General features: G+C 66.7%; 8 protein-coding genes and 1 tRNA gene. 3 read left to right on the plus strand and 6 right to left on the minus strand.

What is annotated here, in order from left to right; all coding sequences use genetic code 11:
- On the minus strand, positions 1–692 hold a 692-nt coding region (locus ACT6S0_RS13035), incomplete at its 3' end, for a PA2778 family cysteine peptidase (RefSeq protein WP_444764257.1).
- A complete protein-coding gene (locus tag ACT6S0_RS13040) occupies positions 689–1,087 on the minus strand; it encodes a PA2779 family protein (RefSeq protein ID WP_444764258.1) in 399 nt (132 codons plus the stop codon). The genes ACT6S0_RS13035 and ACT6S0_RS13040, both read right to left, overlap by 4 nt.
- A gap of 140 nt (positions 1,088–1,227) precedes the next feature.
- On the opposite strand from ACT6S0_RS13040, the gene ACT6S0_RS13045 reads away from it, so the two are divergent.
- Positions 1,228–1,301 (plus strand) — tRNA-Gly (locus tag ACT6S0_RS13045).
- An 80-nt stretch (positions 1,302–1,381) separates the two neighbouring features.
- On the opposite strand, the gene ACT6S0_RS13050 is transcribed toward ACT6S0_RS13045, so the two are convergent.
- On the minus strand, positions 1,382–3,058 hold the full coding sequence (locus ACT6S0_RS13050) for a bifunctional metallophosphatase/5'-nucleotidase (protein WP_444764259.1): 1,677 nt from the start codon (positions 3,056–3,058) through the stop codon (positions 1,382–1,384).
- Positions 3,059–3,473: 415 nt separating this feature from the next.
- Between ACT6S0_RS13050 and ACT6S0_RS13055 the strand changes: the two genes are divergently transcribed.
- Positions 3,474–6,800, plus strand: a complete 3,327-nt coding sequence (locus ACT6S0_RS13055; RefSeq protein WP_444764260.1) for a TonB-dependent receptor — start codon at positions 3,474–3,476, stop codon at positions 6,798–6,800.
- 88 nt (positions 6,801–6,888) lie between these two features.
- On the opposite strand, the gene ACT6S0_RS13060 is transcribed toward ACT6S0_RS13055, so the two are convergent.
- The gene (locus ACT6S0_RS13060; RefSeq protein ID WP_444764261.1) at positions 6,889–8,373 is read right to left on the minus strand and encodes an NAD-dependent succinate-semialdehyde dehydrogenase; all 1,485 of its coding nucleotides are present in this window, start codon (positions 8,371–8,373) and stop codon (positions 6,889–6,891) included.
- A gap of 107 nt (positions 8,374–8,480) precedes the next feature.
- Here ACT6S0_RS13060 and alaS point away from each other — a divergent pair, with 107 nt between their 5' ends.
- Positions 8,481–11,105 carry an alanine--tRNA ligase gene (gene alaS, locus ACT6S0_RS13065; protein ID WP_444764262.1) on the plus strand — a complete coding sequence of 875 codons (2,625 nt, stop codon included), beginning with the start codon at positions 8,481–8,483 and terminating at the stop codon, positions 11,103–11,105.
- A 47-nt stretch (positions 11,106–11,152) separates the two neighbouring features.
- On the opposite strand, the gene ACT6S0_RS13070 is transcribed toward alaS, so the two are convergent.
- Complete coding sequence (locus tag ACT6S0_RS13070; protein WP_444764263.1) at positions 11,153–13,294, minus strand: methyl-accepting chemotaxis protein; 2,142 nt, start codon at positions 13,292–13,294, stop codon at positions 11,153–11,155.
- Positions 13,295–13,379: 85 nt separating this feature from the next.
- Positions 13,380–13,904, minus strand: a complete 525-nt coding sequence (locus tag ACT6S0_RS13075; RefSeq protein ID WP_444764264.1) for a chemotaxis protein CheW — start codon at positions 13,902–13,904, stop codon at positions 13,380–13,382.
- Positions 13,905–13,922: the final 18 nt, after the last annotated feature.

The following is a 13,922-nucleotide window of genomic DNA, read 5'->3' on the forward strand; positions in this document are numbered from 1 at the left end:
GCATTGCCCGGCCAGCGCGCCAGCAGCGTGCGATAGGCCTGGGCCGCCCGGGCCGGTGGCGCGACTCGCTCGAAGCCGACAGCGGCGTCCAGCGCCTGCGCCTCGCTGGCCGTGGCCGGCAGCCGCTCCGGCGGCAACACGGCGATGGCCCAGCGGCCGGCGCGCGCCCAGGTGTATTCGAAGGTGCGCAGCGGCAGCGCCTGGCGCCGCGTCGTGCCGCTGCGCAGCAGCAGTTGGCGCTGCGTCAGGTCATAGCCGACAACGACCGCGTAGTGCCAGCGCGGCGCGAAATCCAGGCCGAGGTTCTGCAACACGATGACGGCATGGCCGGCGGCGACCTCGCGCAGCAGCGCCTGCAGATCGGGCGGCAGCCGCGTTGCGACAGCGCCCTGGCGGCGTGCGCCACCCAGCATCTCCAGCTGCAGGCTGCCAGCGCGCGAAGGCAGGAAGACAGCATCGGCCAGCCGGTCAGGGTCGGCGGGCAGGCCGGTGTCGGCCAGCACGGTGGCGAGCGCCGCCGGACCGCAGTGGTCGCGCGTCTGCGCGAAGAACGGCACCTCGTCGCGCTCGGCACTGAGCGGCAGGTCGGCAGGGGGCTGCGCCAGCAGCGCTGCCGTTTGCGGCGGCGTGAAGAAGGCCGCGCAGCCGCTCAGCAGCAGCGCGGCAAGTACCGCGGCCAGCCGCGGGATCAACGCACCGAGCGCGTGAACGGGAAGATCTTGGTCAGGCCGAGGATGTCGGTCACCAGCAGGATGATGAAGACGGTGAACAGCACGCCGACGATGTCGGCACTGCCTGCAGGCGCTTCGTCAATCTGCGTGAGCATCTGCCGCGCCTCGGCGTCGGTCAGCGCGTCGACGCGGGCGCGCATCTCGTCGGTGGACACGCCGCGTGCCTGCAGCATGGCGGCCAGGTCGGCGCGGTCCAGCGCCTCGTGCAGGCGGGCATGCGCGGCGCTGCGCTCGGGCTGAAGTGCCGCAGCGGCCTGCTCGGTGCTGATCAGCGCCGTCGGCGCGGCCTGCGCCATGCTGCCAAAGACCAGGGACGCTGCCAGGACCGAGGTGAGGATCTGCCGTGCTGTTTTCATATTGATGTCCTGCCGTGCGGTGGTTGTCGGGGCTTGGATGCTAGGGCGTGCCTGACCCTTGATGGGGTGTCGCCGGCAGGTTGCGGCGGCGTCCTACAAGGCTCGGGCGGCTCAGCCATCGCGTAAACTCGCGCCCCATTGCGGGTGTAGTTCAATGGTAGAACTTCAGCTTCCCAAGCTGACTACGTGGGTTCGATTCCCATCACCCGCTCCACATGCAAGCGGCCCTTCAAGGGCCGTTCCCATTTGTCATGGGGATTCATCGGGGAGGGTGCCGGTCGTCTGGAAGCCAGCTTATTCCCGGACGATGCGCCCTGGGGCAATTTTCGACAGGGCGTCCGGGGTGTCGCGCAGCATCTGGACGAGTGCATCGATGTCGGTGCCGAGCACGGCGCGGTCCTTGCCATGCTTGAAGCCGGCCTGCTCGTCGCCGCCTTCCGACAGGAAGTTGTTGACGACGACGCGGTAGTTGCGCGCCGGGTCGATCGGCTCGCCGTTGATGCGCGGGTTCACCAACTCGCCCACGCCGCCGGCGCCCTTGCGCCAGTGGTAGCGCAGCGTGGAGGAGGGCTGCAGCATGCGTGGCGCGGCGTCGCCCTTGGGCAGCTGGCGCTGCAGGATCTCTAGCAGTTGCTGGCCGGTCAGGGTCAGCGCGACGAGCTCGTTGCCGAATGGCTGGATGGCCAGCAGGTCGCTCATCGTCGTGGGCTTGCCAGGCGTGACGACCAGGTCGGTGCGGATGCCGCCTGGATTCATGAAGGCGACGTCGGCCGGGCCGTGTCTGCGCGCAAAGGCGAGCTGGCTGTCGGCGATCAGGTTGCCGAGCGGGGCATCGCCATGCGGTTCCTTGGGATAGCGGGTAGCGCCGTGGGGCAGCGTGGCCACAGGCTTGTTGCGTGTGGCCTCGGTCAGCGCGGCGGCTTGTGCAACGAGCGCGGCAAGTGCGGGGTTGGGGGCGTAGACCGACTGCAGCACCGGGTGATTGACCGCCTGGGCGTCGATGACGCGGCCGCTCGCGTCGAGCTTGAGGCGGCTCTCGGTCACCCAGCCGCCGTAGCTGCCGGCCTGGACGACGAGGCGGCCATTGATCTTGCAGGTGTAGGCCTGGTGGGTGTGCCCACCGATGATGACGGCGTAGGCGGGATCCAGGCGCTGGGCGATGTCCTGCACGCGGCCCGTCAGCGTGGGGCAGGCATAGGTGGGGTCGTTGGCGCTGGCGTCCCGGCCCTGCACGCCGCCCTCGTGCATGACGGCGACCAGCACTTCCGCGCCCTCGGCCTTGAGCTGCGGCACCAGGGCGTTCAGCGTGTCGACCTCGTCGGCGAAGCGGATGCCCTGGATGGCTCTGGCGACGATGACCTTGGGCGTGTCCCGCGTCGCGACCCCTGCGATGGCGACTTTCCAGCCGCCTGACTGCTTGATCACATGGGTCGGCAGCAGCGGCTTGCCGGTGTTGGCGTCCAGCACGTTGGCGCCCAGGAAGGGGAAGCCGGGCCCCTTGTAGCCTGGCCACAGGCAGCCGTTCGCCCCACATTCGCCGCGCGCCTGCCGCAGCAGTTCGGGCAATCCCGCATCGAGCTCATGGTTGCCGAGGGCGCTGGCCGCGATGCCGAGTTCCGACAGGGCCGCCAGCGTCGGTTCGTCGCGCAACAGGTTGGAGATCAGCGGCGAAGCGCCGATCAGGTCACCACCGGCAACGACGAGCGCGTCCGGGTGCTTGGCCTTGAGCTGGGCCAGCGCTGTGGCCAGATGTGCAACCCCGCCCGCTGGCTGCGGCCTGACCTCGCCCGTGGCGGGGTCAGGCAGGCGTGGCATCAGCGGCGTCGGCTTGGCCGGCTGGATGTGGCCGTGGAAGTCGTTGATGGACAACAAAGTCAGCTCCCCGGTCTTGGCCGGCTGCTGCGTGGCGCAGCCAGCAAGCAAGGCGGCCAGGGCAACGGCGCCTAGTCGGAAGTAGTAGGTCAAGGCCATGGCAGAGGGAATTTGGAGGGAAGGCCGATCTTAGAAGTGCACCGGTCCGGCCAGTTTGTCGCGGTTTTGCGACAGGCACCGCGCGACCTTCGTGGCGTTTACATGCGCCTCGAAGTGCACCATAGAGGTGCATATGAGCTTGCGTTACGGTAATTTCTCCTGACGCATCGGATCAGATCGGGTCAATGGAATGCACCCGAGTGGTGCGCAGGCTGCCCGCGAAGCTCAGGAATTGGCCACTTCTGACTTACCCGTAAAGTTCTGTCACGGAAAGTCATGACAATTCGTTCATCGTTGCGGCGATGTCTTCCAGGAAGCGCTGACGACGCAACCGCGCTCATGTCGCATGACGTTTGCGTGACAACTTTCGACACATCAGCCGCGCCGCGCCGCGCGCACAACAGGAGTGATTGGGATGAGCAACAGGTTTGGGTCTGGATTCCCGCTGTCGGCGCTGTGCGCCGCCGTCGCCATCGTGGCCGCAGCGCCGGTGATGGCGCAGAACACGACGGCCGCCATCGGTGGCCGGGTGACCACCGGCGCTGGCGCCCCGGCAGCCGGTGTCACGGTGACGATCGTTCACCGCGAATCGGGTTCGTCCACCACCCAGGTGACTGATGCCGAAGGCCGCTATTCCGCGCGCGGCCTGCGCGTGGGCGGCCCTTACACGGTCACGGTCAACAAGGGTACCGACCGCGATGTCCGGGAAGACGTCTACCTGCAACTGGCCGAAACCACGGCCATCGACTTCGCGCTGGGCGCGAACCAGTTGGCAACCGTGGTCGTGACGGGCACCGCCACCGCGAACCGCAAGTTCGACAGCGCCACCATGGGCACTGGCACCCAACTGGGCCGTCAGGAACTGGACACCTACGCGTCCATCCAGCGCAGCTTGCAGGACTACGCGCGTCTGGACCCACGCCTGAGCCAGACCGACAAGGATCGCGGCGAGATCTCGGCCGCCGGCCAGAACTCGCGCTTCAACTCGATCACCGTCGACGGCGTGTCGATCAACGACAGGTTCGGCCTGGAGGCCAACAACCTGCCGATGAACAAGCAGCCGATCTCCATCGAGGCGATCCAGGCGGTGCAGATCAACGTGTCGAACTACGACACGACGCAGCGCGGCTACACCGGCGCCAACATCAATGCCGTGACGAAGTCGGGTACCAACGAGCTCAAGGGCAGCGTCTACTACGTCTACCGCGATGACAGCATGGCGGGCGACCGCTACACCCGCAACAACGGCGGCAGCTACGCGACGCCCCCGCGGTTCAAGGAAGACACCAAGGGCGCCACGCTTGGCGGCCCCATCATCAAGGACAAGCTGTTCTTCTTCGCGAACTACGAAGAAATGACGAGCAGCCGCAATGCGCCCAGCTTCGGCCCCAAGGGCAGCTCGCGGACCAATGTGGACATCACACCGGAGCAGATCGCTGCTGCCCAGGCGGCCGGCAAGACCTACGGCATTGATATCGGCAGCACGGAGGTCCCGTCCGACGTCAGTCTCAAGGCCAAGGATTTGCTGCTGAAGCTGGACTGGAACATCACGGACGCGCACCGCTTCAACATCCGCTACTCCAAGTCGGAGGAGTCGGAGCCGCAGTTCACGACCTTCAGTGCTTCAACGCTGTCGATGTCCTCGCGCTTTTACAGCCAGAACAAGACGCTGGAGACCGTGACTGCTCAGCTGTTCTCGGACTGGACGGACAACTTCAGCACCGAGCTGACGCTGACGTCGAGCGACTACAAGTCGGCGCCGCAGAACAATAGCAACATGCCGCAGGTCAGCCTGACGTGGACGACGCCGTCGACGATCGGCAACCCCAGCACCTTCCGCACGCTGATCTTCGGCACCGAAAACAGCCGCCACTTCAACAACCTGGCGACGAAGACGCAAAGCGCGTTCTTCGCGGGCACCTACTTCATGGGTGACCATGAGATCAAGTTCGGCTTCGACTACGAGAAGAACGACATCTTCAACGCCTTCCTGCAGAACACCAAGGGCACCTACGTCTTCCAGAGCGCAAACCCGGTGGCCGACTGGCTCGCCGGCACACCGTTCAGCTATACGCGGCAATTGCCGCTGGCGGGCAAGACACTGGACGACGGCGCAGCGAACTGGACATTGAACACGCTGGGCGTTTTCCTGCAGGACACCTGGAAGATCAATCGCAACCTGAACGTGACCGGCGGCGTCCGTGTCGAGCGGGTCGACACGCCCGACGCACCCATCGCCAACCCGGCAGCCAGCACGATCTTCGGCCGTAGCAACACCAATGTCCTGAACGGCACGCAGCTGGTGCAGCCGCGCTTGGGCTTCAACTGGAAGCTGGACTTGTTCGACAAGAAGAAGTCGCAGGTGCGCGGCGGCGCGGGCCTGTTCCAGGGCGGCGCGATGAACGTTTGGCTGACCAACCCGTTCCAGGGCACGGGCATGGCCACGGTCAATCTGTCGTGCGCCAGCGGTGGTAGCAACCCCTGCCCGACCTCGCTGAAGTACTCGCCCAACCCCGACGCGCAGCCGCCTGTGGCCGGCGCGACGCCTGCCTCCAAGGTTGACTTCATCGACCCAGACGTCAAGCAGCCCTCGGTCTGGAAGGCGAACCTGGCCTTCGACACCGAATTGCCTTGGTACAACCTGACCTTCGGTGTGGACTGGCTGCACACCAAGGTCAAGGACGGCATCTATTACAAGTCCCTGAACCTGGGCGCGCCCACCCGCAAGGCGCCCGATGGACGTGACATGTTCTGGAATGCGTCAGGTGTGAATCCCCTCTGCTGGGCTGCGGGCAGCACCAGCGTTGCATGCCCGACCGGCACACCCGGCGCGCGCTTCCAGGACGGAGCCAATCGTGCTTATGTGACGGAGCCGACCAGCCACATCACGTCGGTGGCCCGCACCACCCAGGGTGGCGGCAATGCCGTGACGCTGTCGCTGTCGCAGCAGACCTCGCCGGCCCTCAGCTGGAACCTCGCCTATACCCGCACCTGGGCCACGGAAGTCAGCCCGCTGACCTCGTCGACCGCGCATTCCAACTTCCGCGGTACGGCGGTGTTCAATCCGAGCGAGAACGTCGCGGCCGATTCGTCCTACCTGATCCGTGAGCGTGTCAACGCCGGCGTCAACTTCAGCAAGGCTTTCTTCGGCAAGTACAAGACGACCTTCGGCGCCTTCTACGAAGGCCGCGACGGCAAGCCCTACAGCTGGACCTACGGCAGCGACTACAACGGTGACGGCATCGCCGGCAACGACCTGATGTACGTTCCCAAGGCCCCAGGGTCGGGCGAGGTGCTGTTCCGCATGCAGGGCGCGACCAACACGGTGGCCAACTCGTCGGCTGCCGCTGAAACGCTGTTCTGGAGCATCGTCGACGGTGACGCGGGCCTGAGCAAGCACAAGGGCAGCGTGGTGCCGCGCAATTCGGCGCGTTCCAAGTTCAGCAACACCATCGACGTGCGCCTGAGCCAGGAAGTGCCCGGCTTCTTTGGCCACAAGGGCATCATCACGCTGGACATCCTGAACTTCGGCAACCTGGTCAACAAGCGCTACGGCCGCATCGACGAGATCACCTTCACCAGCAACGGCGGCAATCGTCGCGCCTTCGTGAACACCGCCGGCATCGACCCTGCGACCGGCAAGACCATCTACGCCGTCGGTACGCCGTTCGACTACGTCACCAAGAACAACAAGGGCGAGTCGGCCTGGGCCATGCAGCTCACCGCCAAGTACGAGTTCTGAGCAAAGAGCAAGAAAGACAGGGCCGCCTCATCGGCCCCGTCAATGCAAGGGGGCCCCACAAGGGCCCCCTTTTTTTGCATGCCGTCGGCTACTTCTGGATATCGCCCAGACAGATGTACTTCACCTCGACATAGTCCTCGATGCCCTGGCGCGCGCCCTCGCGGCCCAGGCCCGATTGCTTGACGCCGCCAAACGGCACCTCGGCCGTCGAGATCAGGCCGGTGTTGACGCCCACCATGCCGTATTCCAGCGCCTCGCTGACGCGGAAGATGCGGCCGATGTCGCGGCTGTAGAAATAGCTGGCCAAACCGAACTCGGTGGCGTTGGCCAGCTGGATGGCGTCGGCCTCGGTCTGGAACTTGAACACCGGCGCGACCGGGCCAAAGGTTTCCTCGCGCGAGCACAGCATCTGCGGGGTGGCGTCGGCCAGCAGCGTCGGCTCGAAGAAATGGCCGGCGACGCCTTCGATGCGCTTGCCGCCGGCCAGCAGCTTGGCACCCAGCGCGATGGCATCGGCCACGTGGGTCTCGACCTTCTGCAGCGCCGCCTCGTCGATCAGCGGGCCGACCTGGACGCCGCTCTCGAAGCCGTTGCCTGGTTTCAGCGCGCCGACCTTGGCGGCGAACTTCTCCAGAAAGGCGTCGTAGACGCCGGCCTGCACGTAGATGCGGTTGGCGCAGACGCAGGTCTGGCCGGCGTTGCGGTACTTGCTGGCCAGCGCGCCCTCGACAGCGGATTCGAGATCGGCGTCATCGAAGACGATGAAGGGCGCGTTGCCGCCCAGCTCGAGGCTGAGCTTCTTGACGGTCTGCGCGCACTGGCGCATCAGGATGCGACCGACCTCGGTCGAGCCGGTGAAGGACAGGTGGCGCACGACATCGCTCTCGCACAGCACCTGGCCGATCTCGATGGACTGCTGCGCATCGGCCGTCAGCACGTTCAGCACGCCAGCCGGCATCCCGGCGCGTTGCGCCAGCTCGGCGGCGGCCAGGGCGGTCAGCGGCGTCGCCTCGGCCGGCTTGATGATGACGGTGCAGCCGGCGGCCAGGGCCGGGGCGACCTTGCGCGTGATCATCGCCAGCGGGAAGTTCCAAGGCGTGATGGCCGCGCAGACGCCCACGGCCTGCTTGATGACGAGGTAGCGCTTGGTCGGGTCGGTCGTCGGGATGGTCTCGCCGTAGACGCGTTTGCCTTCCTCGGCGAACCAGTCCAGAAAGCTCGCGCCGTAGATCACCTCGCCGCGTGCCTCCGCCAGCGGCTTGCCCTGTTCGGCCGTCATCAGCCGGGCCAGGTCGTCGGCGTGCTTGACGAGAAGTTGCTGCCAGCGCACCAGCACCGCCGCGCGCTCCTTGGCGGGCTTGGCGCGCCACGCGTTGAGCGCATTGGCGGCGGCGGCGATGGCCTCCTGCGCATCGGCGCGGCCGAGGTTGGGCACCTGGGCCAACTCGCGGCCCGTAGCGGGGTCGGTCACGCCGAAGCTGGCGGCGGCGCCTACCCATTCGCCGTTGATCAGCGCCTGGCTGCGCAACAGGCCGGGGTCGTGCAGCGCATCCAGTGGGGAATTCGCGTCCATCGGGGCTCTCCATTCGAATTGATGGGCACTCTACCCGCGGTGGCCGGGGGGGCCTCCCTACAATCGCCCCTCTTTGTCACCGACCATTTCACCCAGGAAGCCCCGGAATGAAAGCCGCCGAGATCCGCCAGACCTTTCTGAAGTTCTTCGAGGGCAAAGGCCACCAGATCGTCGCGTCCAGCCCCGTCGTGCCGGGTGACGACCCGACGCTGCTGTTCACCAATGCGGGCATGAACCAGTTCAAGGACGTGTTCCTGGGTTTCGACAAGCGCACCTACTCGCGCGCCACCACCAGCCAGAAATGCATCCGCGCCGGCGGCAAGCACAACGACCTGGACAACGTCGGCTACACCGCTCGTCACCACACCTTCTTCGAGATGCTGGGCAACTTCAGCTTCGGCGACTATTTCAAGAGGGATGCAATCAGCTACGCCTGGGAGCTGCTGACGGTCAATTTCAAGCTGCCAGCCGACAAGCTCTGGGTCACCGTCTATGAGGAAGACGACGAGGCCTACGAGATCTGGAACAAGCAAGTGGGCGTGCCCGCCGAGCGCATCGTGCGCATCGGCGACAACAAGGGCGCGCGCTACATGTCCGACAACTTCTGGATGATGGGCGACACCGGCCCCTGCGGCCCCTGCACTGAAATCTTCTTCGACCACGGTCCGGAAGTGGCGGGCGGCCCCCCGGGCTCGGCCGAGCAGGACGGCGACCGCTACATCGAGATCTGGAACAACGTCTTCATGCAGTTCAACCGGACCGAGGACGGCGTGATGCACCCGCTGCCCAAGCCGAGCGTGGACACCGGCATGGGCCTGGAGCGCCTGGCGGCGGTGCTGCAGCATGTGCATTCCAACTACGAGATCGACACCTTCGTGAACCTGCTGGCGGCCGCCAAGTCCGCCGTGGACGCGGCCGGTGGTGGCGTCTGCGATGCTGCCAGCCCGTCGCTCAAGGTCATCGCCGATCACATCCGCGCCTGCTCCTTCACCATCGTCGACGGCGTCATCCCTGGCAACGCCGGCCGTGGCTATGTGCTGCGCCGCATTGCCCGCCGCGCCATCCGCCACGGCTACAAGCTCGGCGCGCGCACGCCCTTCTTCCACAAGCTGGTGGCTGCGCTCAGCGCCGAGATGGGCGAGGCCTACCCAGAGCTGCGCCAGGCCCAGGCTCGCGTCACCGAGGTGCTGAAGGTGGAAGAAGAGCGCTTCTTCCAGACCATCGCCACCGGGATGGAAATCCTGGAAAGCGCGCTGGCAAAGGGCGGCGACGTCGATGGCGACACCGCCTTCAAGCTGCATGACACCTATGGCTTCCCGGTCGACCTGACCGCCGATGTCTGCCGCGAGCGCGGCGTGGCGGTCGATGAAGCCCGCTTCAACGCGCTGCTGGAAGAGCAGAAGAACCGCGCCCGCGCCGCCGGCAAGTTCAAGATGGCGCAGGGCCTGGCCTACAGCGGTGCGCCGACCGAATTCCACGGCTACGACGGCCTCGTCGTCGAGACTGCCACGGTCACTGCGGTCTATGTCGATGGCGCCCAGGTCGATGCGGCCCAGGCCGGCGACGACGCCGTCATCGTGCTGGACCACACGCCCTTCTATGCCGAGAGCGGCGGCCAGGTCGGAGACGCCGGCGAGCTGCGCAACGGCACGACGCGCGTGGTCGTGGGCGACACGCTGAAGATCCAGGCCGATGTGTTCGGCCACCACGGCCAGGTGGTGGAGGGCGCGGTCAAGGTCGGTGATGTGCTCGTTGCCCGCGTCGACACCGAGCGCCGCGCCAAGACCGTTCGCAACCACAGCGCCACGCATCTGATGCACAAGGCCCTGCGTGAGGTGCTGGGCGCCCATGTGCAACAAAAGGGTTCGCTGGTGAACGCCGAGCGCACGCGCTTCGATTTCGCCCACAACGCGCCGGTGACAGCCGAGCAGATCAAGGAGATCGAGGCCATCGTCAACGCCGAGATCCTCGGCAATGCCGGTGCCGACGCCCAGGTCATGGCGCTGGACGACGCACAGAAGTCGGGCGCCATGATGCTGTTCGGCGAGAAGTACGGCGAGACGGTGCGCGTGCTCTCCATCGGCAGCTCAAAGGAACTCTGCGGCGGCACGCATGTGAAGGCGACCGGCGACATCGGCCTGTTCAAGATCGTGGCCGAGGGCGGCGTCGCGGCTGGCATCCGCCGCATCGAGGCCGTCACCGGCGACAACGCGCTGGCCTATCTGCAGTCGCTGGAAGCCACCGTGCAGTCCGCCGCGCAGGCGCTCAAGACGGCCCCGGGCGAACTCGAAGACCGCCTGCATGCCGTGCTGGACCAGGTCAGGGCGCTGGAGAAGGAGCTTGCCGCCGCCAAGAGCAAGCTGGCATCCGCCCAGGGTGACGAGCTGATGGCCCAGGCCGTTGACGTCAAGGGCATCAAGGTGCTGGCCGCCAGGCTCGAAGGCGCCGACGCCAAGACCCTGCGCGAGACCATGGACAAGCTCAAGGACAAGCTCAAGACGGCGGCCATCGTTCTGGCCGCCGTGGACGGCGACAGGGTGCAGATCGCCGCCGGTGTGACGGCCGACAGCGTGGGCAAGGTCAAGGCCGGCGAGCTGGTCAACTTCGTTGCCGGCCAAGTGGGCGGCAAGGGCGGTGGCAAGCCCGACATGGCCATGGCTGGCGGCACGCAGCCCGCCGGCGTGGCGGCAGCGCTGAACAGCGTCGCGGCCTGGGTGGCCGAGCGCGCTTGACGCGCGTGACCACGACGTAGCGAGGCCCGCAGCAGCGGGCCTTTTTTCTAGAAGGTTTCCCAGTCGTCTTCCGCGGCGGCCGGGGCGGCAGGCGGGGGGGCAGGCCGGGGCGGGACAACTGGCGCGGCAACCGGCGTTGGCTTCGCAGTCTGCTTCAATGCCGGAGCAGCAGCGCGTGGCGCGGTGATGGCGACGGGCGTCGGCTTGGGTGTGACGGTCGCGGCGCCCTTGGGCGTGGGGCGGCGCGGCGCGGCTGAACGAGGTGACTCGCCGCCGGCCACTCGGAACACGGCCACCGCCTCGACCAGGCGCTGGGCCTGCTCCTTCAGGCTCTCGGCGGCCGCGGCAGACTCCTCCACCAGCGCGGCGTTCTGCTGCGTCATCTGGTCGAGCTGCACGACGGAGGTGTTGACCGAAGCGATGCCCTCGCTCTGCTCGCTGGCGGCGGAGCTGATCTCGCCAATGATGTCCTGTACGCGCTGCACGCTGGAGACGATCTCGCCCATGGTCGTGCCGGCCGTCTGCACCAGGCGTGCGCCGTTCTCGACGCGCGCGACGCTGTTGCCGATCAAGGCCTTGATCTCCTTGGCCGCCTCGGCGCTGCGGCCGGCCAATGAGCGCACCTCACCGGCGACGACCGCGAAGCCGCGGCCCTGCTCGCCGGCGCGCGCCGCTTCCACGGCCGCGTTCAGGGCGAGGATATTGGTCTGGAAGGCAATGCCGTCGATGGTGCCGATGATGTCGGCGATCTTCTTGCTGGCGATGTTGATGTCGTCCATCGTCGTGACGACCTGGCCGACGACCTCGCCGCCACGCGTCGCCGCCGATACGGCGGACTGCACCAACTGGTTGGCGGTGCGGGCCGAGTCGGCCGTCTGGCGCACCGTGCCGGTCAGCTCGTTCATGGACGACGCTGCGCTCTGCAGATTGCTGGCCGTCTGTTCGGTGCGCTGGCTCAGGTCCAGGTTGCCGGTGGCGATCTCGGTGCCGGCGGTGGCTATGCTGTCGACGGAGTTGCGCACCGTGCCGATGGTGGCGGCCAGGCGCTGGCGCATGCTCTCGGTGTCCTGGATCAGCGAGCCGATCTCGTCGTTGCGTGTGCTGCTGACCGACTGGCTGAGATCGCCGTCCGCGATGGCGCCGATGGCCCGCTGCAGCGACGCCAGCGGCTGCGCCACCCAGCGGCGCATCATCCACATCAGCCCGAAGCCCAAGCCCACGGCGGTCAGCGCCAGGGCGCCCCAGAAGAACCACAGGGTCGTGCGACCGGCCGCCTGTGCTTCGCCGCGCGAAACCTGGGCAACGACCCAGTAGCCGGTCTTTTCGCTCTTGCGCGCAACGGCGAAGTTGTCGCTCAGGCCATTGCCCAGCACATCGGGTACATCGTCCAGCACGACGGCATTGACGGTCTGTTCGGCCAGCGTCTTCTCGAAGCCGGGCGCAACGCTGGACAGCAGTTTTCCCTTGGCCGATGGATGTGTGGCGAGAGTGGCCCTGGACGGATCCTTGGGCATCGCGACGATGTAGGTGCCGCCGTTCTCGAAGAACTTGGCGCTGTTGGCCATGCGGTCCATGGCCGTAGCGAAGGCGTCGAGATCGAAGCCGACGAAGAGGATGCCTACGACCTTGCCGGCGTCGCTCTTGATCGGCTCGTAGTGCGTCATGTAGGCGCGCCCGAACAGCTGCGCGCGGCCGGTGTAAGGCGTGCCGGCGGTGACGGCGGCATGGGCTGGATGTGCCTTGCCGAGCATCGTGCCCATCGCACGTTCGCCCTTCTCGTTCTTGAGCGAGGTCGTGATGCGCACGAAGTCGTCGCCCTTGACCGCGAACACCGTGGCCACGCCGCCATTGACGGCCGCGAACTTGTCGACCTGGGTGAAGTTGTCGTTGAGCTTGGGCCCCCAGTCGCGCAGTTCGCCGGTGGCCTCGTCGAGCGTGAAGCTGGGACCGAACTCCTGGCGGAAGGAGCCGAAGCTGCGCTGGACCTGCTTGGCGGCGACATCGTCCATCGCCTGCATGGCATCCACCAAGGAGGCGGCCTTGTCGCCGACCCAGGTTTGCACCTGCTCGTTGGCCGAACGTTTGAGCAGCGTGCCGACGACCAGGCTGACGCCGAGCAGCACCGCCGCGACCGCGACGGCACCGGTCAGCGAAACCTGGCGGGCGATGGAGTTCACGGACTGGCTCATGCGGTTCTCCAATGACCTTGGCGGGCAGTGCTCTGCAAGCCCCACCGCGTTGCGGGGCCGCATCGACAGGATCAGGTCGGGCCGGTCAGGCGGCGATCGCTGCGTCCATCAGGCCCATCTCGGCGCTGCTCATCAGGCCCTCGATGTCCATCAGGATCAGCATGCGCTCGCCGACGGAGCCGATGCCGGTGATGAAGCTCGTGTCTACCGATGCCGCGCTCAGTTCGGGTGCCGGCTTGATCGCGTCGCGGCTCAACTCCAGCACGTCGGAGACCGAGTCGACGACAGCGCCAACGACGCGGTTCTTCACGTTCAGCACGATGACGACGGTGAAGCTGTTGTACTCGGCGGTCGGGCAGTTCAGCTTCAGGCGCAGGTCGACGATGGGCACGATGACGCCGCGCAGGTTGACCACGCCCTTGATGAAGTCCGGCGCATTCGCGATGCGCGTGGGCTGCTCGTAGGAGCGGATCTCCTGCACCTTCAGGATGTCGATGCCGTATTCCTCGGAGCCGAGGCGGAAGGTCAGGTACTCGCCGCTTTTCGGGCCGTGGGCCTTGGTGCTGACGGCGCCGGCTTGGCGCAGGGCGGGAACGTTGCTGGCTTCCATGCGGACCTCTTCAGTTGT

Source organism: Roseateles sp. (assembly GCF_052436255.1).
GTDB lineage: Bacteria > Pseudomonadota > Gammaproteobacteria > Burkholderiales > Burkholderiaceae_C > Pelomonas.